Source organism: Streptomyces sp. NPDC007084 (genome assembly GCF_040703595.1).
Taxonomy (GTDB): domain Bacteria; phylum Actinomycetota; class Actinomycetes; order Streptomycetales; family Streptomycetaceae; genus Streptomyces.
This window is the reverse complement of record NZ_JBEYFY010000021.1, coordinates 1-23334: the sequence shown is the minus strand read 5'-3', so window position 1 is coordinate 23334 and position 23334 is coordinate 1. Positions and strand designations below refer to the sequence as shown.

Sequence of the window (23334 nt, the reverse complement as noted above, 5' to 3'; positions counted from 1 at the left end):
GCGTGTTCGGGGTCACAGAACGAGGTGCGGGCATGACGGGCGAGCGCGAACGCGTGCGGTGGGGGATTCTGGCGACCGGCGGGATCGCCGCGGCGTTCACGGCCGACCTGGTGGACCTGCCGGACGCCGAGGTCGTGGCCGTCGCCTCCCGCTCGGACGCTTCGGCCAAGGCGTTCGCGGAACGGTTCGGCATCCCGCGGGCGTACGGGGACTGGGCGTCGCTCGCGGCGGACGAGGACGTCGACGTCGTGTACGTCGCCACCCCGCACGCGGCGCACCGGGCGACGGCCGGGATGTGCCTGGAGGCGGGCCGCCATGTGCTGTGCGAGAAGGCGTTCACGCTCAACGCGCGGGAGGCGGAGGAACTCGTCGGTCTCGCCCGGCGGCACGACCGCTTCCTGATGGAGGCCATGTGGATGTACTGCAATCCGCTGGTCCGGCGGCTGAAGGCGCTGGTGGACGACGGGGTGATCGGTGAAGTCCGCACCGTGCAGGCCGACTTCGGTCTGGCGGGCCCGTTCCCGCCCGCCCACCGGCTGCGCGACCCGGCGCAGGGCGGCGGCGCCCTGCTCGATCTCGGCGTCTATCCGGTGTCGTTCGCGCAGTTGCTGCTCGGGGAGCCGTCGGACATCGTCGCGAGAGCGGTGCTCTCCGAAGAGGGCGTCGATCTCCAGACGGGTGCACTGCTCTCCTGGGAGAGCGGCGCTCTCGCATCGGTGCACTGCTCCATCAACGGCGGCACCCCGGTGGCCGCCTCCGTGACCGGTTCCGAGGGCCGCGTCGACATCCCGGACGGCTTCTTCTTCCCGGAGTACTTCGTGGTGCACCGCGACGGCCGCGAGCCCGAGACGTTCCGCGCGGAGCCGTCGGCGGGGCCCCGCAACAGCCTGCGGCACGAGGCCGCCGAGGTGATGCGCGCCCTGCGGGCCGGCGAGCGCGAGTCCCCGCTCGTCCCGCTGGACGGCACGCTCGCCGTGATGCGGACGCTCGACACGATCCGGGACCGCGTCGGCGTCCGCTATCCCGGCGAGGCCGGCGCGGTGGACGTCAGGCCTGCTTGAGCCCCTGGTCGCCGACCTCCGTCACGAAGGACGCGGCCGTGCTGACCGGCGCCCCCGGGGTCGTCACCGCGGTCACCGTCCTGAAGTCGGCCCGCGCGGCCTGCCGGCCCAGCTCGACCGTCACATAGCCGCGCCGCCCGTTGTAGAACTTCAGGTGCGGGTTGGCCTGGGTGTAGGTGGCCCAGTTGGCGGGCCGGTCGGCGCCGTCCTTGCCGCTGGTGACGGAGGTGGCGACGATCTCGGTGCCGAGGACCTTCGACGCCGGGTCGTCGAAGTCGGCGAGGATGTCGAAGGCGTAGCCCACGTGCACGTCGCCGGTGAGCACCATCAGGTTGTCGGTGCCGGTGGCGCGGGCGCCGGCCAGGACCCGCTGCCGGGAGGCCCGGTAGCCGTCCCAGGCGTCCATGGACACCTTGGCGACGGGGTTCAGGTCCAGCTTGCGCTGGGAGAAGGTGACCTGCTGCGGGACGACGTTCCACAGGGCGCGCGAGGTGCGCCAGCCGTCGATCAGCCAGCGTTCCTGTGTGGCGCCGGTGATGGTGCGCGCCGGGTCGTCCGACTCGGGTCCCGGTACGTGCGAGCCGTCGCCGTAGGCCTGGTTGGAGCGGTACTGGCGGGTGTCGAGGATGTCGAACTGGGCGAGCCGGCCCCAGACCAGCCTGCGGTAGAGCTGGGCGTCGGGCCCGACCGGGAGCTGGGGACGGCGCAGCGGCTGGTTCTCCCAGTAGGCGCGGTAGGCGGCGGCGCGGCGCAGCAGGAACTCCTCCGGCGGGCCGTCGTTCTCGTCGATGTCGTCGGCGTAGTTGTTCTCCGTCTCGTGGTCGTCCCAGGTGACGGCGAAGGGGTGGGCGGCGTGCGCGGCCCGCAGGTCGGGGTCGGACTTGTAGAGGGCGTACCGCAGGCGGTAGTCCTCCAGCGTCACCGTCTCGTGGTTGAAGAGGGCGGGGAGCGTCCGGTCGGTGTACTTGCGGGCGCCGCCCGCGGAGTCGACGGCGTACTCGTACAGGTAGTCGCCGAGGTGGAAGACGACGTCGACGTCCTCCTCGGCGAGGTGGCGGTAGGCGGTGAAGTAGCCGTCGTGGTAGGCCTGGCAGGAGACGGCGGCCAGCCGGAGCGCCGGGACGTGGGCGCCGGGGGCGGGGGCGGTGCGGGTGCGGCCCGTCTCGCTGGTCCAGCCGCCGGCCGTGAAGCGGTAGTAGAAGACGCGGTCGTGGTCGAGTCCGCCGACCTCGACGTGTACGGCGTGGTGGTACTCGGGGTGCGCGGTGGCGGTGCCGCGCCGCACGATCCGGCGGAAGCGCTCGTCGTGCGCCAGTTCCCAGCGCACGGCGACACGTTGGGCGGGCAATCCGCTGTCGGGCTGGTACGGCGAGGGCGCGAGCCGGGTCCACAGCAGCACCGAGCCGGGCAGCGGGTCACCGGAGGCGACGCCGAGCGTGAAGGGGTTCTCGGTGATTCTCGCCGCGTCGAGTTCGGCGGCGCTCGCCACGCCGGCGCCCGGCAGGTCGACGGCGAAGGCGAGCGCCGCGGCGGCGCCGGTGACGGTGAGGAAGCGGCGGCGCCCGATGTGCCGTGCGACGGCGCGGAGTTCGGGGGCGTGCTGCGACGGATGCTCGTGGGCTGCGGGTGTCATCTGGCCCTCCCCTGACGGTGGTGGTACTCGGCATTGGAGTGGCCGGGATCGACGGCGACTTGGCGCGTACACAACAGGAGCATGGCGGGGGGATGAGTTCCGGATGCCGGCCCCGTCAACGGGGCCTCCCGTACGCTGCGGGCCCATGAACGCCATGAACGCGATGAACCCCCCGGACCCCCAGGAGACCCGGGACACCCCGGACACCCCGGACGCTCCCGACGCCCCGGCCCCCCAGGCTTCCCGGGTTTCCCAGGCGTCCCAGGCGTCCCAGGCGTCCCGGGATTTCCAGGAGGCGAAGACGGCGGTGGTGACCGGAGCGGGCTCCGGCATCGGCCGCGCGGTCGCCGTCGAACTGCTCCGCGCCGGCTGGTCGGTGGCGCTGGCCGGGCGCCGCGCCGAGCCCCTGGAGGAGACCGCCGCGCTCGTGCCGGAAGCGCCCTCGATCGCCGTCGTCACGGATGTCGCGCGCCCCGAGGACGTGGCCGCCCTGTTCGCGGCGGTACGCGACCGGTTCGGCCGGCTGGACCTGCTGTTCAACAACGCGGGGACGTTCGGCCCCGGCGGGGTGCCGGTCGAGGAACTGTCCTACGAGGCCTGGCGGCACGTCGTGGACACCAACCTGAACGGCGCGTTCCTGTGCGCCCAGGCGGCGTACCGGCAGATGAAGGAGCAGGACCCGCAGGGCGGCCGGATCATCAACAACGGCTCCGTCTCGGCGCACACACCCCGGCCCCGGTCGGTCGCCTACACCGCGACGAAGCACGCGCTGACGGGCCTGACCAAGTCGCTCTCCCTGGACGGCCGCCCGTACCGGATCGCCTGCGGCCAGATCGACATCGGCAACGCGGCCACCGACATGACGGAGCGGATGCGGACCGGGACACTCCAGGCGAACGGCGAACTCGCCGTCGAACCGGTCATGGACGTGGCCGACGTGGCCCGCACCGTACGGCACATGGCCGAGCTGCCGCTGGAGGCGAACGTGCAGTTCGCGACCGTACTGGCGACGGCGATGCCCTACGTGGGGCGCGGCTGACCCGCATCCGGCCCCGCCGGCACGTCCACGACGGCCCGTCCGTCGGGTACGGGGGAAACGGCGCCGGCGTTCACCACATCTGGTCAAGCCGTCAACCTACACAAACGGAAGCTGAATCTCCGGACCATACGAACCGGTGATGGGCTTATGCTCAACACCTCGTTCTTCCACGAGAGCTTCACACTTGGAGGAAGAGACTTCGGTACGGCCAACGGTCCATACCGAGGGGGGAGGTGGCAGTCGCTCCGCGGCCCGGGTGGGGGCGGGCCCCGCGCGGGACGCGGGGAAAGCACCGGATCGCGGCGCGGCTGACGCCATGGGAACGGCAGGCACCGCACAGTTGTCAGGGCTGTGCGGTGTTTTGCTGTGTGGTGCTCTGCGGTGCGGTGCTTTGCCGTGCGGTGCTTCGCCGTGCGGACTCGCTCTGTCCAGCGCGGCGCGGCGCGGTGTTTGCGGCGCCCGGTGCTTGTGCGGCGCCCGGTGCTTGTGCGGCGCGCGGTGCTTCCTCGGGCCGGGCGTCCGGGGTCAGCGCTTGCGTCGGCGGCGGCCCCCGCCGGATGTCTCGGCGGACGCGTCGGCCGCCTCCTGGGCCGTACGGCGCCGGCGTCCGCGCAGGGCCACCGCGCCGCCCGCGAGCAGGACGACCGCCGCGCCGGCCCCGCCGACCAGCCCCCAGGGCGAGCCGTCGCTCTTCGGGCCGGCGGCCGGGGCTCCCGCCGCCGGTTTCGCCGCCCGGTGCGAGGGGGCGGCGCTCGCGCCGCCCTCGCTGAGCGGATCGACGAGCGTGCCCACCGGCTCGGCCGTGCCGTTCCTGAAGCCCCAGTCGAGCAGTTGGGCCGCCTCCTCGTAGACGCCGCTGCCGCCGCTCTTCGGGTGCATCACCGTGACGAGGAGCGTGCGCCCGCCGCGCGTGGCGGCACCGGTGAAGGTGTTGCCGGCGTGGCTGGTGTAGCCGTTCTTCACCCCGATCAGACCGTCGTACGTCTTCACGCCCCACGCGCCGGTCAGCAGGCGGTCGGTGTTCTGGATCTGGAAGGTCTTCTTGCCGCCCGCAGGGAAGTCGGCCGTCTTCGTCGCGCAGTAGCCGCGGAAGTCGGCGTTCGCCAGGCCGTGCCGGGCGAACAGCGTCAGGTCGTAGGCGGAGGAGAGCTGGCCCGGGTGGTCGAAGCCGTCGGGGCTGACCACGTGCGTGTCCAGGGCTTGCAGGTCCTTCGCCTTGGCCTGCATCTCGGCGACCGTGGCGGGGACACCGCCGTTCATGTGGCTGAGCACGTGCACGGCGTCGTTGCCGGAGCGCAGGAAGACGCCCTGCCACAACTGCTCGACCGTGTAGGTGATGCCGGGCTTGATCCCGACCAGGCTGGAGCCCGCGGGCACGTCGGCGATCTCGGCGTCGGTCACCCGGTGCGTCTGGGTCCGCTCGAACTTGCCCAGCACGGTGTCCGCGAACAGCATCTTCAGGGTGGAGGCGGGTGCCAGGCGCCGGTGCGCCTGGTAGGAGGCGAGCACCTGGCCACTGGCGTGGTCCGCGACCAGCCAGGCGCGGGCCGTGAGGTGCTTGGGCAGCGCCGTGCCGTCGCTCGTCTGGACCCCGGCGCGGCCGAGCCGCGCACCGCCGATCGTCGTGGCGGCGGAGGCGGGGCCCGCGGTCGCGGCGGCGAGGGGAACGGCGGCGGCGAGGCCCAGAGCGGCACGGCGGGAGAGCCCGGAAGAATCACGCATCCCGGGACCGTACAAAGCCGCTCCGCGCGGCTCGACAGCGGGGTGACCAAGGAAAGGGAAGCCGATCCCCAAGGGTCGGCAAAGGCACCCCGGGCCCGCCCGTTTCCCCGGTTCGCGCAGGTCCCCGCACCCGCCCCCGCTTCTCTCGGCTCTCTCTCGGTTCAGGCATATCCGGCGCCGGCCCGGCGCGAAGGTTCCTCCCCCGCGTGTGGCCGCGCCCACAACGGGCGCCGAGTCGTCCGGTTCGGAGCGGGGGCCGTTCAGCGTCCGAGTATCCGGTCGGCCTCGGCCAACTGGGCCGGGGTGAGCGGCCCCTTCGCGAGCGCGCCCGCGTTCTCCTCGGCCTGGGCGACCGAGCGGAACCCCGGGATCGGCACGGTCCGGGGGCTGCGGGCCCACAGCCAGCCGAGGGCGCCCTGTGCGAGGGTACGGCCGCCGCTGGTCAGGATCTCCCTCAGCGCCTCCACCCGGGCGAGCCACCGCGGGTCGGCGCCGCCCTCGCCGGTGAAGCCGGGCAGCCAGGCGGGCGGCGCGCTGCGTATGTCGCCCGCCGCGAGGGTGCGCCCCGGCGCGTGCCGGCCGGTCAGCAGCCCCATGGCCAGCGGACTGCGGTTGATGCTCGCGAGGCCGAACTCCTCGCAGAAAGCGACGAGTTCGGGCGCGTCCTGGAGCACGTTGAGCCGGTGCTGCACGGCCGCGCAGTGCTCCCCCGCCGCGAACACGGCCGCGCGCCGCGGGTCGTCGGTGCTCCACGCGTAGGCGCGGATCAGCCCCTCGCGGACGAACTCCTCGCAGGCGTCGCGGAGTTCGGCGGCCCGCTCGGGTTCGGCGTCGGAGATGTGCAGTTGGTAGAGGTCGATCCAGTCGGTGCCGAGCCGGCGCAGCGAGGCGGTGAGGGCGCGGCGGGCGTACGCCGGGGAGTCGTCGGTGCCGGTGAGAAGGCGGCGGTCCTCGTCGATGACGTTGCCCCACTTGGTGGCGAGGACCACGTCGGCCCGCCGCTTGCCGAGGGCCCGCGCGAGCACCCGTTCGCTGTGCCCGGCGCCGTACGCGTCCGCCGTGTCGAAGAAGGTCACGCCGAGGTCGAGGGCGCGGCGGACGGCCCGTACGGACTCCTCGTCGTCCACCGCGCCCCAGCCGAGCGGCTGCCCGTCCGGGGTCGCCCACTCGCCGCCGATGGCCCAGCAGCCGAAGCCGAGGGCACTCACCTCGATACCGCCCGCACTGCCGGTGCCGGTGCCGGTGCCGGTGCCGGTGCCGGTGCCGGTGCCGCCCAGTGTCCTGTTCCCGAAGTTCTCCATGCCCCGGAACGCTAGGAGTTGGAGCGCACGTGAACACAAGCCCGCGCGGGAAGTCGTCCCGGCCGGCCGGGATGTCGTCCGGCTCGTCCAGCCCGGCGGGTCTCGCGGCGCGTCTCGGCTCCGGTCCTCGGGCGGCCCGTACGTCTAGGCCTGGCCCGTTTCGAAGCGGCTGATCTTGCCCGCGTCGTCCACGGTGAAGGTCCACTTGGTCTTCATCTCGCCCCAGGTGTCGTTGCGGTACCGCACGACGAGGGAACGGCCGCCGTCGGACTCGTTGTCGACGTCCATGTGGCCCCGGGAGGAGAAGACCTCGCGCTCGGTCCAGTCGGCGACGTCCCGGTCGGAGCCGTCGTCGGACATGGTGGCGCCGGGTGCGAGGGCCGCCTGGAACGCGTCACGGTCGTGGGCGTTCACGGCGGTGACGAAGGCACGGACGGCCGGATCGCTGAGTTTCGCTACCTGAATCGTCATGGCAAGCAGACTCACACCGGTCCCCGGGGCCCGCCACCCGAACGGCCGCGCGCACCCTCCGGGCACGTGTGATCGGTGCGACGGTGGAGACCCGGGAGGGGACCGTGGCCGTTGTCTGCACTGGGAGTCACCGTGACCTGTTTCGACCGGCGTGATCTGGGACTGCTGCTGCTCCGTCTGAGCGCGGGCGGCGCACTGGCCGCGCACGGAGCGCAGAAGCTGTTCGGCTGGTTCGGCGGCGGCGGCCTCGAGGGGACCGGAGCGGCCATGGAGTCCATGGGCTACTCCCCCGGCAAGGCCAGCGCCACCGCGGCCGGCCTCGCCGAGGCGGGCGGCGGTACCCTCCTCGCCCTCGGTCTGGCGACCCCCGCGGCCGGTGCGGCGGCGGCCGGGGCGATGGCCGGCGCGGCGGCGGTGCACTTCCCGAACGGGTTCTTCGCGCAGAGCGGCGGCTTCGAGTACCCGGCGACGCTCGGCCTCGCCGCGGTGAGCCTCGCGGTGGCGGGCCCCGGCCGGCTGTCCCTGGACCACGTACTGGGCGACACGGTGAACCGGAACTGGATGGTGCCGGCCGCGCTCGGGGTGAGCGCGGCGGTCACCGCGGTCACCATCGGCGCCCGCCACAACCGGCTCCGCAAGGCCCGGCAGGACGAGCAGGAGGGGTAGGCACCTCGCTCGCACGGCCTTCCCCAGGTCAGTGCAGGAGGAGTAGGCACCCCGCTCACACGGCCTTCCCCAGGTCAGTGCGCCGGTCACGTCCACCGCGACCGGAGCTGTTCACCCCCCGGTCAGGGGTACGTCGCCGGAAGTTGGCGGACGCCGCACAGCCTTCTCCTCGACATCGCGTCGACGAAAGGGCCCCCGTGCAGGACAACGTTTTCCCCAGAGGCCGTCGGACGACCGCCGTGCTCGGCGGTGTGCTGACGCTCACGGCCATGGGGCTGGGAAGCCAGGCACACGCGGCGAGTTACGGCACGCCGAGCCTGTCCCTGTCGGCCACGTATCTGTCGGGCGCGGTGGGCGCGACCGCCGATCCGACCGTGAACGTGACCGTCGCGCAGAGCGGGGCCGACGCCGGCGCGCTCGCCGTCACGGTCACCAAGAGCAGCAAGACGGCGGTGGCGAACACCGGGGACGTCACGGTCACCGGGACGGGCGCCACCCGTACGGTCACGGTCGCCGCCCGGGCCCAGGGCTACACCGACCTCACCCTCCAGGTCACCGGCGTGGACGGCAAGAAGGTCACCAAGACGCTGCACTACGCCGCCTCCGCCTCCGTGCAACTCCCGGCGCAGACGCGGTACTTCACCGGTTCGAGCGACGCGTCCGCGGCCGTCGACGTAGGCGGCGGTTACGTGGTCGTGGCGGACGACGAGTCCAACACGCTGCGGCTGTACGACCGTTCGGCCTCGGGTGCGCCGGTCAGGACCTGGGACTTCGGCTCCAAGGCGGGCGTGTCCAAGGAGATCGACATCGAGGGCGCCACGCGGGTCGGCGACACGATCTACTGGACGGGCTCGCTCGGCAACAACAAGGACGGCAAGTACAAGGCCGACCGCAACACCGTCTTCACCACGACGGTGACCGGCTCCGGCGCCTCGACCGACCTCGCCTACGGGCGCTCGTACAAGAAACTGCGGGACGATCTCGTCGCCTGGGACAAGGCGAACGGCGACCGTTACGGCTTCGCGCGGGGTACGGCGGACGGCCAGGTGCCCAAGCAGATCGACGGGTTCAACGTGGAGGGCCTGGAGTTCGCGCCGGACTCGGCCACCACCGCCTACCTCGGTTTCCGCGCGCCGCTCGCCCCGGCGGTGCCCGGCGGCAAGGCGCTGATCGTGCCGGTCACCAACTTCGACAAGGTGCTGAGCAGCGGTTCGAAGGCGACGTTCGGGACGCCGATCGAGCTGGACCTCGGCGGCCTCGCGATACGTGACATCCGCAAGAACGCGGCCAACCAGTACCTGATCGTGGCCGGTTCGTGGGCGGCGGACGACAACACCGACCCGTACGCCCTGTACTCCTGGGACGGCAACGCGGCGCACGCGCCGGTCAAGCGTCTCGACCTGCCGACCTCGGACCCGGGCGGCTGGGAGGCGGTCGTCGACGTCCCCGACCTCGGCGTGCCCGGCGCCCGCGCCCAGCTCATCACCGACGACGGTTCGGCGGACCTGTACGGCGACGGCACCGAGGCCAAGGACCTCGACCACGCGGAGTGGAAGAAGTCCCGGGCGACCTGGTTCACGGTCACCAACTGACGGTGACCGGACGGGCAACGGCCGTGTACCGCAAGCATGTTGACACGGGTCGGCCGTGAGCCCGCGTACTGCCCGGACGTACCTGTGCCCCCGTACCGCGGGGGCACAGGCGCGTCCGGAGCCGGTCGCGTCTGCCCGGCGGGCGCGGGATGCGGGGGCCTGCCGTGGGGCGGATTTCAGCCGTTCTCCGAGGTGGGAGGGGGGGACGGGCCGCGTCCCTCGCGGCGTGGGGCGGCCGGCGGCACGCGCGGACCGGCCGGGTGTCCCGTCGTGTCCGCGAGCCGGCTCCCGGTGCCCGATCGGCCGTCCGGGAGCGGCGCCGTTGCCCGTTCGGGCAACGCGGGTGCCCCGCCGGTCAGATGTAGCCCTCCCGCAGGGCGTGGGCCACGGCGTGCGCGCGGTTGCGCAGGTGCAAGCGGGTGGTGAGCCCGTGCATGACGTTCTTGACGGTGCGTTCCGAGTACGACAGCTTGCTCGCGATCTCGGCGGTGTCGAGCCCCTCCGCCACCAGGCGCAGCACGTCGACCTCCCTCGGCGTGAGCCCCGACACCGGCGCCCCGGAGTGGCCGGCCGCCGAGCGCTGCAAGGTGCCCACCTGGCTCAGCAGCCGTCCGAGCAGGTCGGCGGGCAGGTCCCCGTCGCCGCGCGCGGCGGCGAGCACGGCCTGTGACAGCCGCTGTGCGGTGGCCTCGTGGCGCCAGACGACGGCGCCGGCGCCGCAGGCGATGACGTCGAGGAGTTCGGCCTCCCGTACGGCGCTCACCACCAGCACGGCACGGGCGCCTTCCCCGCGGACCAGCCGGCGCAGCCGCGCGAGGGTGGTGGGGTCGGGCGTCTCGCTGATGAGCACCGCCACGGTGTCGGGGCCGGCCTCGCGTTCGCCGCGCAGCTCGATCAGCGGGTTGCCGCGCAACTGGCTCAGCGCCCCGGCCCTGGAGATGGGGTCCGCGGTGTGCACCACGACGGGGATACGGCGGGCCGTGCCCGCGAGGCCGTTCTCGGTGCCCGGTTCGGGTGCGGATGGCGGGGGCGGGGCGAGGTCCGGCGGTGAGGGCGGTTCTGTCGTCCGGGCTGAACTGTGCAACCGATGCTCCCGAGTCAACGTGCCCTCCGTCGATGTGGGGTCGGTGACAGAGGGCTGAAATCACACTCGTGTGCCAACAGAGGTCCGCACAATCGTGGAGCACCACGAGAGACACCACGAGATCGGCGTCAGCGGATCCACGACTGCGGGAGGCAGTGATGTCCGTACGCGGACCGCTTCGCGAACGCGGGGACGCGCTGGAGCTGGTGGCCGCCGAGGCCGCGCGGGCCCGGAGCGGCACCGGCCGTCTCCTGCTGCTCACGGGCGCCACCGGCACCGGCCGCACCGCCCTCCTGGAGGCCGCCGCCCGCCACGGCGAGGCACACGGAATGCGGGTACTGCGGGCCCGCTGCTCCCCCGGCACGAACGCGCCCTTCGCCGCCGTACTCCACCTGCTGTCCCTGGACCGGGAGGCACTGTGGCAGCCGGCGGAGGAGCGGGGGCCGGTGGGCGAGCGGGGACCAGCTGAGGAGCGGGGACCGGCTGAGGAGCGGGGGCCGGCGGACGAGCGGGGGCCGGATGCGGGGGGCGGCGCGGGTACCGGGGCGAGCGACGGGGGCGGCCCGTGGCCGGGAGGCGGAACGGATACCTGGACGGGAACCGGCACGGAAGACGGAGCCGGACCCTGGCCGGGAAGCGGCGGGGTCCCCGGGCCCGGAAGCGGAAGGGACACCCGGACGGGAACCGGCACGGGAGACGTGGCCGACCTCTGGCCGCCAGGCGGAACGCGTCCCGGGGCTCCCGGGACGGGAACCGGCGCGGGAAACAGGGCCGACCCCTCGTCCGAAGGCGGCGAGATCCCCAGGCCGGAACCCGGAGCGCACCCCTGGGCCCCCGGCGCGCGGAGCGGCGCGGGCACCGCGACGGGCGACGGGGCTGCCCCCTGGCCCGGAAGCGGAAGGGACACCCGGACGGGAACCGGCACGGAAGACGGAGCCGGACCCTGGCCGGGAAGCGGCGAGGTCCCCGGGCCCGGAGCGCGTTCCGGGGCCCCCGGCGCGCGGAGCGGCGCGGGCACCGCGACGGGCGACGGGGCTGCCCCCTGGCCCGGAAGCGGAACGCACACCTGGGCGGCCCCCGGGAGCGCTCTCGGCGGCGCGGCGGCGTCCTTCGCACCGCGGCCCGCCACCCACGCCCCCTCCTGCGAGCACGACCACGGCCGTGACCACGTTCGTGACCATGGTCGTGACCACGTCCGTGGCCACGGACACGACCACGGACACGACCACGGCCCCGACGGCGATCACGACCGTTCGGCGGCGCGGCTGTGGCGGATGCTGCTGGCGCACGCGGGCGACGCGCCGCTGCTGGTGGCGGTGGACGACGTCCACCGCGCCGACGAACACTCCCGGCGATGGCTGGTGGACGCGGCCCGGCGGATCGACCGGCTGCCGGTACTGCTGGTGGTCACCGAGCGGACGCAGTACGACGTCGACCCGCCCGGCCCCGGGCTGGCGCACGCGCTCCCGCCCGACCTCGTCCGCACCCACACCCTGGCCCCGCTGAGCGCCGACTCGGCGCGGGCGCTGGTCCGTTCGGCCTTCGACGGGCCGCTCCCGGACACCTGGGTGGACGACTGTGTGCGGGCCTGCGCGGGCAACCCGCTGCTGCTGCACGCCCTCCTGGACGACCTGCGCGCGACGGTTCCCGGCGCGACGGGACCCGTTCCGGTCCCGGCGACCTGCGCGGCCCTGTATCCGGGCGCGTACCCGGCTGCCGTGTCGTGGTGGCTGGACTGCGCGGGCCGGGCGACCGCCGAGGTGGCCCGTTCGCTGGCGCTCGCGACGGCGGACTCGCCGGGTCAAGTACCGGACGCGGACGCGGAGTTGCTGGCGGCGATGGCGGACGCGGACCCCGCACGGGTGCCCGGCTGGCTGATGTCGATGACCCGGCTGGGAGTACTGCGCCCCTCCCCCGAGGGGCACCCCGACTTCGCCCATCCCCTGCTGCGCGACGCCGTGTTGAGCGGCTGGCCCGGGGTGAGGCGGCAGGAGGCCCACCGCCGGGCGGCGGAGGCGCTGCTGCGGCGTGGCGACCCGGCGGAGACGGTGGCCCGGCATGTGCTGCGGACGCCCGCGATCGGCGCCGCGTGGGCGGCCGGCACGCTGCTGGACGCCGCGTCGGCCGCGGTCCGCGAGGGCAGGACCGGGGACGCGCCGGCCTTCCTGCGCCGGGCCCTGGAGGAACCCCTGACGCCCGGACGGCGCTCCGCGGTCCTCACCGAGCTGGGCTCGCTGGAGTTCGCGACGGTCCGGCCGGCCGTCGGCCTGTCCCGGCTCGCCGAGGCCGTACGGCTGCCGGGCACGCCACGGGACCGGGTGCGGGCGGCGGTGGCGCTCGGCACGGCGCTGACCGGGCAGGGTGAGACGCGGGCGGCGATCGACGTACTGCGGTCCCTGGACGGGCAGTTGGGCGACCATCCGGACCTGGTCCGCACGGTGCGCACCGCCTCGGCGCTGCTGTCGGACCACGACCCGGACGTCCGGCGGGAGATGTACCGCTGGCTCCGCGAGAACGCCGAACGCTGCCCTCACCTGGTCGGCGCGGCGGGCCGGGCGCTGCTGGTGCGCTACGAGTCGACGGCGGGCCTGACGTCGGCGCGCGCGGCCCTGCGCCGCGTCCGCGCCCTGCTGGAGGAGCCCTCGGACCCGCTCGGCGAGCCGTTCCTGCTCGGCACGGCGGCGGCCGTCGCCCAGTGGGCCGACGAACTCGACGAGGCGGAACGCTTGGTGGAACGGGGCCTGGCGGGGCAGAGCGCGTCGCTGCTGCACCCGATGCACGCGGCCCTGCTGAACGTACGGGCGGACATCGCGGCCGCCCGCGGCACGCACGGCTTCCTCGCCGCGGGCCCCCGCCCCGCCGCCGGCCCCGCCGGACGCGCGCCGGGCAACCAGGACGCGCTGGCCGTACTCGCGCTGGTGGACCGGGGCCACACCCGCGAGGCCGCCGCCCTGGCCGACGGCTTCGCGCTGCGGGACGCCCCCGACACCTGGGAGTCGAACCGGTTCCTGTACGCGCGGGGTGTCCTGCGCGCGGCCTGCGGCGACCCGGGAGGGGCGCTGGACGACTTCCTGGAGTGCGGGCGGCGGCAGACCGCGCGGGAGGTGCTCAGTCCGGTGGTGACGCCCTGGCGCACGGCGGCGGCGGAGTGCCGGGTGGCGCTGGGGCGGCCGGAGGAGGCGATCCCGCTGGCGCGGGAGGAACTGCGGCTGGCCACCGTGTGGAACACGCCCCGCCTGGTGGGCCGTTCACTGAGCGCCCTCGGCGCGGCGACCGGCGGCCGGCAGGGTCTGGACCTGGCGGAGCGCGCCGTACGCCTGCTGCGCCAGGCGCCCGACGGGACGGAGCTGCCGTCCGCGCTGATCGCCCAGGGCCGCCAGTTGACCGCGGCCGGGGAGCGGTCGCGGGCCCGTGAGCCGCTGCGCGAGGCGGCCGAGCGCGCGGAGCGGCTGGGCGCGGTCCGCCTGCACGCCGAGGCCGAACAGGCGCTGCGCGCGGCGGGCGCCCGCCGCGCGGCGGCCCCCCGCACCGGGATGGACGCCCTGACCCCGAGCGAGCGCCGGATAGCCACCCTCGCGGCCAACGGCCGTACCAACCCGGAGATCTCCACCCTCCTCCACCTGGCCCGCCGCACCGTCGAGACCCATCTGACCAGTACCTTCCGCAAGCTGGGGGTGCGGGGGCGGGGGGAGTTGGCGCGGGCGCTGGGGCAGGAACCACCCCCGGGCAGGGTCCTCAGCCCGACGGCGCCGGCCACGGACCACCCACGGGAGCCGAGCCCCAGGTGAACCGGGCCCTCCGGCCGCATCCACACCGGTCACCGGCCCCGTGTACGCCCCTGCCTGCCGCCCTCCAGCCCGCCCCTGTCCCCTCGTCGCCCCGGCCCTCGTGTCATGCCCGGTCATCGCCCAGCTCTGGTCGTCTCCCTTTCTAGCGGCCGTGATGCCGCGGTGGCAGATGAGTGGCCGGCGCGGTCCGGGCAGGGGGCGGCTGCGACGGGCCCCGGGTGGCGGCTCTGCTCCTCGTACGTCGCCGTCGGCTCGTTGCCGCCGGTGGACGGACCACCGGGGACAAGCTCCCGGGCGCGGTGCAGAGCTTCCCGGAGCGGCGGGCAGACCAGGGCGACGCCTGCCAGCCCGGCGGCTGCCAGTAGCTCCGAGACGGCTCCCCCGCCCGGGAAGACCACCGCCCCGCCGAGGAGACCCACGGCCACCGCGATCGTCCCCGCCCCCGCCAGCAGCCGGCTCCGCAGCGGCTCGGGGGCGGCCTCGGCCTCGTCGGATTCGGGTGCGTCCGCGAGGAGCCGAGGATCGACGATCACCAGGCTGTCGCGCTCCGCGCGCGGGCGGCAGCTGTGGCGCAGGACGTCGGCGACGAGCCGCGAGAGGTCACGGACGGCGGTGTCGCGCTCCGCGCCCTCACCGAAGAGATACCGCTGGTTGGCGTCGTCGAGTGCAGCGATCAGCCTCTCCGTGGTAGCCCGCACCCGTGCGCGGGCGGCGGGCGGCATCGTCCGGCTGCCATGCCGGGCCTGGGCGCGCAGCGCGTTGCGGAGTCGCCCGAACAGCTTGCCATGCACGTCGAGCGCCGAGTCCTGCGCGCGGCGCCCGGCCGGGACGAGCAGCAACTCCAGAAAGCGGATCGACTCCGCTGCGACTACCCCGGCCGCGTCAGAGACCGCGGCGGCCCGCTCATCGGCGGCGACGAGGGCCAAGGAGACGGCGCCGAAGCCGACGCCGGCCGCGAACATCCAGAAGGGCGTCACCATGGTCCGGGCGAGCGAGGTCTCCCACCAGAAGGGAAGGACGACGCTGAGGACCGGCACCGCCGCGAGGAGCCCGGAGACGCACCGGCCCGCCACGATGCGGTGCCACCGGTCGAGCAACTCGTCCTTGTCCGGCCGGTGTTCCTGCGCCACTCCCCTCCCGGCCAGCTCCGCGAGTATCACCTCGACGCGCTTCCCGCCCGCCCGGCGCCGGACACGCCTCAAGCCGGGCACCCGATACACCGCCTGACCGAGCACCCGGCTCCGGGACTGCCACAGCACTGCGATCCACACCGCTTCGAAGAAGGTCCACGCGCCCCAGAGGAAGGCGAGGTTCCCGAATTCCGTACGTGTCATGACGCTCAGGCTCGCAGACACCACTGACAGTCAGGCGAGATCGACTTCGCACCAGACGGTTTTGGTGTACGGGTCCGCGCAGGTGGTTCCCCAGTGGGTGGAGAGCCCTTCGACAAGGAGGAGGCCCCGGCCGGACTCCTCGTCCGGGGAGGGCCGGCGGAGGACGCCAGGGGCGGGAGGGCGGCTTTCGGGGCGGGGGTCCGTGAGTTCGATACGGAGCGTGGCGTCCCCGGGGTGGAGAGTGAGGCGCAGGCGGAAGTCCCGGCCTCTGACCCGGCCGTGCACAGCCGCGTTCGTGGCCAGCTCGGACACGAGGAGGGCGGCGGTGCGGTTGGCCTCGCTGTCGTAGGGCCGGCCCCAGGTGTGGAGTTGCCCGGCCGTCAGGCGGCGGGCGAGACGGGCGCCTCTCGGGGTGGCGGAGAGACGGATGGTGAAGTGCCGGGCGGGAGTGCCGGGTTGGGTGGGGTCAGGGCGTGATGCCCTCGCGGGGGCGATATCGGCGTTCATGTCACTCAGAGTGGTGGGCTGTCCCTACTCTGAACAGCAACGACGGCGGTACGCAGCGTCACTGTCCGGGTGCTGCCCGGCTCTGTCCGGGCGGCGCGGCGTCACGCGGGGCGGCGGCGGGGAGTTGAGTACAGGCGACACATGGAGGTGGCCGGGCGTGGGTGTGACGGGGCAGGCGCCGCAGCGCAGCGGTGACGGGATGGAGCCGTACGGAGCCGACGACGAGGAGTCGGCGGCGGTACTGCGGACGATCGGCAAGATCCTCAAGGCGTGCCGGGAGCGAAAGGGCTGGACACAGGCCGAGTTGGGGGCGGCCATCGGGTACAGCGAGGAGCAGGTGTCCTCGGTGGAGCGGGGGCGGCGGGCACCCAGCGCGAAGTTCCTGGACGCGGCGGACCGGGTGCTGAACGCGGGCGGATTGCTCGCCGGACTGAAGAAGGACGTGGAAGAGGCTCGGTATCCGAAGAAGGTCCGGGATCTGGCGAAGCTGGAGGGGGAGGCGGTCGAGATCTGCGCCTACGACAACTCCGTCGTCAATGGGCTCTTGCAGACCGAGGAGTACCTGAAGGCGGTGTTCGGGTCGCGGCGGCCGGCATTCTCGGAGGAGGAGGTGGAGCGGCTTGTCGCCGCACGGTTGGCGCGGCAGGGGATTCTCGACGGAAACGGGATGATCCCCGCATTCAACTTCGTGCATGATGAGGCTGCCCTACGTCGGCCGGTCGGAGGCAAGATGGTCTTGCGCCGACAGCTCGAACAGCTATTGCAGATCGGGCAGATGCGGAATGTGGAGATCCAGGTGCTGCCCATGGCCAGCGAGGAGAACGCTGGTCTCGACGGTCCCTTCCATCTGCTGCGGCTGAAGGAGGGCGCCACCGTGGGGCACAGCGACATCCAGCTCGTCAGCCGACTGATCTCGGACCGCAGGGAGATCCAGATCCTCGAACTGCGCTATGGGATCATCCGAGCCCAGGCCCTTACACCGCGAGAGTCGCTGGCCTACATCGAGAAACTGCTTGGAGAGACATGAGCGTCAAGCCCCTGGCCGGTGACGGCACCGAACTGGAGTGGCTCAAGAGCAGCCACAGCAATCCCGACGGAGCTGCCTGCGTCGAGGTCGCTTGCACGCCGGGAACCTTCCATGTACGGGACTCCAAGTGCACGCACAGCCCCCAGCTCGCCTTCAGCGCCCAGCAGTGGGCCGACTTCGTCTCGTACGCTGCCGCCGATCACTGACGTACGACAAAGCTGACGCCCCGCCTCCGGTTCCGCACCGGGCGCGGGGTGTTCGCGTATCCCGGTCGAATGGACCGCGGAGTTGCAAAGAAACCCTTGCAAGGACTTCTTTGCATAGCTACCTTTGTACTCATGCAAGAGCCACCGGACGAACAGGTCCGCAATCTCGACGCCCGCTCCCTGCGCGGGCTCGCCCATCCGCTGCGGATGCGGCTGCTGGACGCGCTGCGCTTCGGCGGGCCGGCCACCGCCTCCCAACTCGCCCAGAAACTCGGCGAGTCGAGCGGTGCCACCAGCTATCACCTGCGCCAGCTCGCCGCCCACCACTTCATCGAGGACGCCCCCGAGCGCGGCAAAGGGCGGGAGCGCTGGTGGAAGGCGGTCGACCGGGGCCTGCACTTCGACGACTCCCTGCTCACCGACGCCGGCCCGGACCTGCGCGGCGCCGCCGACCTGTATCTGCACGAGGTCGCGAACAGCCAGACCCGGGACCTGTCGACCTGGCTGGGCGGTCGCGCCGACTGGCCGGAGGAGTGGAACACCGCCTGGGACATGAGCAGCGCCACGCTGGCCCTGACGCCCGAACTCACCCGGCAGCTCATCGAGAGGATGCACGCCCTCGTCGACGAGTACCGCGGCCGGGCCGGCGACGGGGACGCCGCCGACGGCACCCGCGTGCGCATCCACACCAACGCGTTCCCCATCACCACGGAATGAGAGGCGACCCCTGATGCATCCCGAGACCCACCTCGCCCTGCACCACCTCCGCGCCGCCACGCTCCGCGCCGAGGCCGACGAGCACCGCCTCGCCGCCTCGGCCCGGGCCCCGCGCGCGCTGCGCACCCGCCTCGGCTGGACCCTGGTCGAGGTCGGCCTCCGGCTGGCCTCCGCCTCCCCCGCCGCCGCCAGGACCGCGATCGCCCTCCCCTGAAGGAGTGAGCGCCGTACGGAGGCGGGGCAAGCTCACCGGGGCGCGCGCTCGGCGACCGCGCCCGCCGCTCCCCGGCCGACGGGGACGTCGGTGAGCAGCCAGTCCCGGTCGGTGCCGGCGGGTTCGGTGCCGGTGCCGACGTAGCAGGACGCCGGGGACTCGGCGAGGCCGACGCCAAGTCCCTTGAGATAGGCCTCCTTTCTGACCCAGGCCCGGGCGAAGGCGCGCGGGCGGGCGGACGGGGGAAGCAGCGCGAGTTCGGCGCGTTCGCGCGGGTGCAGGGCGTCGGCGGCCTCGGACACCGCGGCCGGCGAGGGGACGGCCTCCACGTCCACGCCGACCGGGACGGCGGCGAAGGCGAGCAGACCGAGCCCCCCGCTGTGGCTGAGCGAGTAGTGCAGCGGGTCCCCCGCCACCCCGGGCCGCCCGTGCGGGCCGCCGCACAGCGGGCACGCCCACCGGGTCAGCGGCACCGCCGCGGGCTCCGCGCCCAGGTAGGCGCCCAGCAGCAGGCGGAGCCCCAGATGGGTGGCGAGATAGCAGTCCCGGTCCCTGGGCACACGCAACGCCGCCGCCCGGGCGCGTTCCCGGGCGTCGAGCACCTCGGGCGCCGCGCGCACGACCGCCGCGCGGTGCCGTTCGGCGTCCAGCAGCCAGATGTGCGCGGGCCCGCCCACCGTCGGCGGGGCGAGCCGCCGGCCGGTGACCGCCGCCGGGTCGAACGCGCGGACCTGTGTGGGGTCGCGCGGCGTGCCGGTGGCGTACAGCATGGCTCAGGCCGCCGCCGTCGCGGTGGTGGTGCGGACGGTCTCCTCCATACGGCTGCCCTGGCGCATCCGGAAGCGCAAGCGCCGTCCCCCGTCCGCCCGTTCGGCCTTCACGGTGCGCTCGGCGGTCCATCCGAGGGCGCGGAACTCGCCCTCGCCCAGGTGCACCAGCGCCGCGCGCGGCTCGTCGTCGACCTCCAGGACGAGCCGGCCCCCGTCGAGCCGCAGCCGGGCCGGCCGGTCGGCCCGGCTGTCGTCGGCCAGCTCCTCGGGCTCCCCGTAGAGGAAGGCGTCGGGTATGTCGAACGTGCCCTCGAACTCGGCCAGTTCCTCCTCGGTCAGCGGGATCTCGGGGCTGTTGAGGAGCACCTCGGACCAGCGGACGCCGTCACGGAACTCGGCCGGGAACAGCTCCAGCAGCTCGGCGTTGACGTAGGCGTCGATGACGAGGTGGACGCGGCGCTCGGAGCCGCCGTTGCGGACCGAGTGCGGGCGGGAGAAGTCGCCGAACCAGAAGGTGCCGGGCTGCCAGGTGTGGGGCTGCCCGTCGAGGGTGAGGACGGCTTCGGGGTTGGTGACGAACGGGATGTGCAGCCGCACCCAGCCCGCCGCGAGCCCGTACGGCTGGTCGCGGTGCTCGTCCACCTCGGCACCCGCGCCGAGCGACATCAGCCGCACCGCGCGCAGTTCGGTGGGCAGGCTGTCCAGAATGGACCGGATGTACGGGGTCTTCTCCAGCCAGGGGGTGGCGGCGTACTCGACCAGGCCGAGGCCGCCCGGGTCGGTGCGGTCGGCGCGGCCGGAGGGGCTGCGCAGCGGCAGCACCCGCCAGTCGAGCACGGTGTCCTCACTCGGTTCGAGGCTCTCGCCGTAGGTGCGCTGCGCGGCCCACTGGGTGCGTTCCAGGACGGCGAGTTCGGCCAGCAGCCGGTCGACGTCGAAGTCGCCCTTCAGGCGTGCGGCGCTCAGGTTGCCACTGCTCATGATGTGCCTCTTTCCTCTCGTGAACTGCGGAGGTGTGCTCTTGGGCCGTGAAAGGCGCGCTCCTCGGCGGGTGCCGGGGGTGCGCGGGCGGGCTCAGGGCGCGGGGGCCTTGTGGTCGTCGGGTTCGGGGGTCACCGCGGGGGACGGTGGCCGGTCGTCGAGTTCGCGCCAGTGCGGGCGCAGGGCGGGCAGCACGGTGCTGCCGAGATAGAGGGCCGCGCAGCCGATCAGGACGGGGCCGAGGCCGGCCAGGCTGACGAGGAAGCCGGCGAGGATGGGCCCGAGCGGGACGCCGGCGGAGCCCACGGAGTCGGTGAGCGCGGAGACCCGGCCCAGCAGGGGGCGCGGGATGCGCTCCATCAGCACGGCGTTGAGGATCGGGTTGACGAACCCGATGGCCAGTCCGTCAAGGACGGCGACCGCGAGGACCGTCCACAGCGGCAGATGGAAGGCCAGGACCAGGAAGCGGGGCGGTCCGGCCAGCAGGAAGGCGATGACGTAGGTCGGCCGGCGGCGCAGCCGGTGCGCGAGGGCGGTGGCGAGCGCGGAGCCGCCGACGGCGGCGATGCCGAACACCGAGCCGAGGGCGCCGATCGCGGCCGGGCCGCCGCCGGTCTCCTTCGCCCAGACCGGGATGAGCAGGGAGCCGTAGGCGGCGTCGATGAGGTTGGTGACGCTGAGCATGACGGCGATGGACCGCAGCAGCCGGTCCTGGCGCAGGAACCGCAGCCCGGCGCGCAGCCGGTCGAGGTAGCGCTCCTCGTCCTCGGGCGCCGCGTCGGCCGCTTCCGCCGGGGCGGGGGCGCGGCGGGGCGCGGTCGCGGCGATGATCAGCGACGAGACCAGGAAGGTGACGGCGTTGACCGCGAGCGCCCACACCGGGTCGAAGAAGGCGACCACGGCGCCCCCGGCGGCGGGACCCGCGGTGCCGGCGAGCCGTTCCAGGGTGCCCACCATGCCGCTCACCCGCTCCAGCGGCATGCCGGCCGCCTCGGCGGTCTCCGGGGTGAGGGTCCGCTTCGCCACGTCACCGGGCCCGCGGGCCAGCCCGAGCAGCGTGGACAGCGCCAGCAGCAGCCCGTACGGCAGCACGCCCAGCCAGTGGCACAGCGGTACGGTCGCGATCACCGCGGCGCTGGCCAGGTCCGCGGAGACGCTGAACCTGCGGGCTCCGAACCGGTCGATCAGGGGCCCCGCGAGCGCCTTGCCGAGGACCAGCGGTACCGCCTCGGCGAAGACGACGAGTCCCGTCTGCGAGGCGCTGCCGGAGGTGACGAGCACCAGCCAGGGCAGCGCGATCATGGTCAGCCGGGTGCCGAACAGCGAGACCGTGTAGGCGCTCAGCAGTCCGTACAGCGAGACGCGGGGGGCTACGGATGTCCGCATGGGAGTGGGGCCTTTCCGGAAGGAGCGGCGGCAGTCAGTGGTCGCTGCGGTCCGCTATCGCGCGGGCGAGATCGCGCAGCCGCGGATGCTGGTAGACCATGCGGGTGGGGATGACCACCCCGCGCCGCTTCTTGAGGTCGGCGATCACGCGCAGCGCGAGCAGCGAGTGTCCGCCGAGGGCGAAGAAGTCGTCGGTGGCCAGCACCCGTTCACGGCCGAGGACGTCCTGCCACGCGCCGGCGATCAGTATCTCCAGCTCACCGGCGGGCGCGTCGTCCGCCCCTCCCCGTTCCTGCTCCCGCTCCCGCTCCCGCTCCCGCTCCAGTTGTCCGGCCGGTTCGGGCAGGGCCGCGCGGTCGACCTTGCCGCCGACGCCCAGCGGGAGGGCGGCGAGGGAGGTCAGGGAGAGCTGGGCCATGTGGGCGGGCAGCCGGCTGCCGAGGTGGCGGCGCAGGGGCTCGGGGTCGGTGTCCGCGCCGGGGGCGGGGACCCAGTAGGCGGCCAGGGCTCGGCCGAGCCGGGGGTGGTCGCGTACGACGGCGACCGCGGCGGCGACGGACGGATGGTCCGTCAGGACGGCCTCGATCTCGCCGAGTTCGATGCGCAGGCCGTTCACCTTGACCTGGTGGTCGACCCGGCCGAGGTAGGCGAGGGCGCCGTCCGGGCGGCGCCGGACGCGGTCGCCGGTGCGGTACATGCGGCTGCCGGGCGGGCCGAAGGGCGAGGCGGTGAACCGTTCGGCCGTCAGGGCGGTGCGGCGCAGGTAGCCGAGCGCGACGGCCGGACCGGTCAGATACAGCTCGCCCTCGGTCGCGGGGCGCAGGTCCTCGTCCAGGACGTGGGCGCCGATGCCGGGCAGGGCCGGGCCGATGTGCGGTTCGGCGCCCTCGACGCGGGCGGCGGTGGAGTCGACGGTGCACTCGGTGGGCCCGTACAGGTTGAGCGCGTGGACGGTCCCCCGGGCGCGCAGGTCCGCCAGGTCCTGCCACATGGGCGCGGGGATGGCCTCGCCGCCGACGAACAGCCGTATGCCGTCCGGGAGTTGTCCGGCGGCCTCGACGACCCGGTCGCGCAGGACGGACCAGTGGGAGGGGGTGACGTCGAGGTCGGTGACGCCCTCGCGGAGCAGGTGGGCGGCGAGCGCGGCCGGGTCGGCGCGCTGGTCCTCGGCGAGCAGCAGCAGGGTGTCGCCGCGGCAGACGCGGGCCCACTGCTGCACGGAGGCGTCGAAGGAGACGCTGGCGTTGCAGGCCACACGGGCGGGGCGGTCGGGGTAGCAGCCGCTCTCCTCCAGGGAGGCGACCAGTCCGTCGGCCGCCGCGCGGGTCACGGCGACGCCCTTGGGGCGGCCGGTCGAGCCCGAGGTGTAGATGACGTAGGCGGGGGCGTCGGCGGGCACCGGCACCTCCGTGACGGGGTGGAGGGCGCTCGCGTCGGGGGCAACGGTGCGGACGCCGGCGGGCCAGGTGCGGGCCGGGTCGGCGGAGATGACGACCTGGATGCCGGCGTCCTCCACCATGTGGTCGAGGCGGGCCCGGGGGTGGGCCGGGTCGAGGGGGACGTAGGCGGCGCCGGCCCGCCAGACGGCGAGCAGGGCGGCCACCAGGGCGGGTTCCCGGCCGAGGGCGACACCCACGTGGTCGCCGGGGCGGACGCCGGCCCCGGCGAGGGCCGCCGCGAGCCGCCGTGCCTGGCCGTCGAGGGTGCCGAAGGCGACCGTGGTGCCGTCGGCGGCCACCACGGCGTCCCGCCACGGGTGCCGGGCGACGGCCTCCCGGAACCAGTACACGGAGCTGAACCAGTTCCGCATGTTTCCGACGCACGCCGTCACCGCG

Annotated in this window: 20 protein-coding genes and 1 pseudogene; 10 read left to right on the top strand and 11 right to left on the bottom strand. The window is 74.0% G+C overall.

The genetic code is table 11. From position 1 onward, the window contains the following. The first annotated feature begins 32 nt into the window (after window positions 1-32). Window positions 33-1061: a Gfo/Idh/MocA family oxidoreductase gene (locus AB0912_RS18980; RefSeq protein WP_366701070.1), complete on the top strand. Its 1029-nt coding sequence runs from the start codon at window positions 33-35 to the stop codon at window positions 1059-1061. Here AB0912_RS18980 and AB0912_RS18975 read toward each other — a convergent pair. Continuing rightward, window positions 1048-2694, bottom strand: a complete 1647-nt coding sequence (locus AB0912_RS18975; RefSeq protein ID WP_366701068.1) for an alkaline phosphatase D family protein — start codon at window positions 2692-2694, stop codon at window positions 1048-1050. The two genes, AB0912_RS18980 and AB0912_RS18975, sit on opposite strands and share 14 nt — an antisense overlap. Before the next feature lie 145 nt (window positions 2695-2839). Here AB0912_RS18975 and AB0912_RS18970 point away from each other — a divergent pair, with 145 nt between their 5' ends. Next, entirely contained in the window at window positions 2840-3733 is an 894-nt protein-coding gene (locus AB0912_RS18970) for an SDR family oxidoreductase (protein ID WP_366701066.1), read from the top strand. A gap of 525 nt (window positions 3734-4258) precedes the next feature. On the opposite strand, the gene AB0912_RS18965 is transcribed toward AB0912_RS18970, so the two are convergent. From AB0912_RS18965 to AB0912_RS18955, 3 genes are all read right to left on the bottom strand, one after another. After that, a complete protein-coding gene (locus tag AB0912_RS18965; RefSeq protein ID WP_366701064.1) occupies window positions 4259-5455 on the bottom strand; it encodes a D-alanyl-D-alanine carboxypeptidase in 1197 nt (398 codons plus the stop codon). A gap of 260 nt (window positions 5456-5715) precedes the next feature. After that, window positions 5716-6756, bottom strand: a complete 1041-nt coding sequence (locus AB0912_RS18960; protein ID WP_366701062.1) for an aldo/keto reductase — start codon at window positions 6754-6756, stop codon at window positions 5716-5718. 144 nt (window positions 6757-6900) lie between these two features. Then, on the bottom strand, window positions 6901-7227 hold the full coding sequence (locus AB0912_RS18955) for a nuclear transport factor 2 family protein (RefSeq protein WP_366701060.1): 327 nt from the start codon (window positions 7225-7227) through the stop codon (window positions 6901-6903). A 132-nt stretch (window positions 7228-7359) separates the two neighbouring features. Between AB0912_RS18955 and AB0912_RS18950 the strand changes: the two genes are divergently transcribed. Beyond that, the gene (locus tag AB0912_RS18950) at window positions 7360-7893 is read left to right on the top strand and encodes a DoxX family membrane protein (RefSeq protein WP_366701058.1); all 534 of its coding nucleotides are present in this window, start codon (window positions 7360-7362) and stop codon (window positions 7891-7893) included. A 269-nt stretch (window positions 7894-8162) separates the two neighbouring features. Beyond that, entirely contained in the window at window positions 8163-9485 is a 1323-nt protein-coding gene (locus tag AB0912_RS18945; protein ID WP_366701056.1) for a hypothetical protein, read from the top strand. A gap of 355 nt (window positions 9486-9840) precedes the next feature. Here AB0912_RS18945 and AB0912_RS18940 read toward each other — a convergent pair whose 3' ends face one another. Beyond that, the gene (locus tag AB0912_RS18940; RefSeq protein ID WP_366701216.1) at window positions 9841-10455 is read right to left on the bottom strand and encodes a response regulator transcription factor; all 615 of its coding nucleotides are present in this window, start codon (window positions 10453-10455) and stop codon (window positions 9841-9843) included. A gap of 272 nt (window positions 10456-10727) precedes the next feature. On the opposite strand from AB0912_RS18940, the pseudogene AB0912_RS18935 reads away from it, so the two are divergent. After that, window positions 10728-10931 (top strand): annotated as a pseudogene (locus tag AB0912_RS18935) (ATP-binding protein); the annotation flags it as partial. Between the two features lie 912 nt (window positions 10932-11843). Further along, window positions 11844-14357 (top strand): LuxR C-terminal-related transcriptional regulator, encoded by a 2514-nt coding sequence (locus tag AB0912_RS18930; protein WP_366701214.1) that lies wholly within the window; start codon window positions 11844-11846, stop codon window positions 14355-14357. Between the two features lie 113 nt (window positions 14358-14470). Here AB0912_RS18930 and AB0912_RS18925 read toward each other — a convergent pair whose 3' ends face one another. Further along, the gene (locus tag AB0912_RS18925) at window positions 14471-15691 is read right to left on the bottom strand and encodes a hypothetical protein (RefSeq protein ID WP_366701054.1); all 1221 of its coding nucleotides are present in this window, start codon (window positions 15689-15691) and stop codon (window positions 14471-14473) included. A 30-nt stretch (window positions 15692-15721) separates the two neighbouring features. Further along, entirely contained in the window at window positions 15722-16198 is a 477-nt protein-coding gene (locus AB0912_RS18920; protein ID WP_366701052.1) for an ATP-binding protein, read from the bottom strand. A 199-nt stretch (window positions 16199-16397) separates the two neighbouring features. On the opposite strand from AB0912_RS18920, the gene AB0912_RS18915 reads away from it, so the two are divergent. The 4 genes from AB0912_RS18915 to AB0912_RS18900 all read left to right on the top strand — a co-directional run bounded on the left by AB0912_RS18915 (window position 16398) and on the right by AB0912_RS18900 (window position 18362). Then, entirely contained in the window at window positions 16398-17225 is an 828-nt protein-coding gene (locus AB0912_RS18915; protein ID WP_366701212.1) for a helix-turn-helix transcriptional regulator, read from the top strand. Further along, complete coding sequence (locus tag AB0912_RS18910) at window positions 17222-17431, top strand: DUF397 domain-containing protein (protein ID WP_366701050.1); 210 nt, start codon at window positions 17222-17224, stop codon at window positions 17429-17431. The genes AB0912_RS18915 and AB0912_RS18910 overlap by 4 nt, the downstream gene beginning before the upstream one ends. A gap of 132 nt (window positions 17432-17563) precedes the next feature. Further along, a complete protein-coding gene (locus tag AB0912_RS18905) occupies window positions 17564-18148 on the top strand; it encodes a helix-turn-helix domain-containing protein (protein WP_366701048.1) in 585 nt (194 codons plus the stop codon). 13 nt (window positions 18149-18161) lie between these two features. Next, window positions 18162-18362 (top strand): hypothetical protein, encoded by a 201-nt coding sequence (locus AB0912_RS18900; protein ID WP_366701046.1) that lies wholly within the window; start codon window positions 18162-18164, stop codon window positions 18360-18362. A 32-nt stretch (window positions 18363-18394) separates the two neighbouring features. Here the strand turns inward: AB0912_RS18900 and AB0912_RS18895 are convergent, their stop codons facing one another. The 4 genes from AB0912_RS18895 to AB0912_RS18880 all read right to left on the bottom strand — a co-directional run. After that, window positions 18395-19132, bottom strand: a complete 738-nt coding sequence (locus AB0912_RS18895) for a 4'-phosphopantetheinyl transferase superfamily protein (protein WP_366701044.1) — start codon at window positions 19130-19132, stop codon at window positions 18395-18397. Window positions 19133-19135: 3 nt separating this feature from the next. Further along, window positions 19136-20113: an aspartyl/asparaginyl beta-hydroxylase domain-containing protein gene (locus AB0912_RS18890; RefSeq protein WP_366701042.1), complete on the bottom strand. Its 978-nt coding sequence runs from the start codon at window positions 20111-20113 to the stop codon at window positions 19136-19138. A 93-nt stretch (window positions 20114-20206) separates the two neighbouring features. Further along, window positions 20207-21499, bottom strand: a complete 1293-nt coding sequence (locus AB0912_RS18885; RefSeq protein WP_366701040.1) for an MFS transporter — start codon at window positions 21497-21499, stop codon at window positions 20207-20209. Between the two features lie 34 nt (window positions 21500-21533). After that, a partial coding sequence (locus AB0912_RS18880) for a non-ribosomal peptide synthetase (protein ID WP_366701038.1) occupies window positions 21534-23334 on the bottom strand: 1801 nt, incomplete at its 5' end.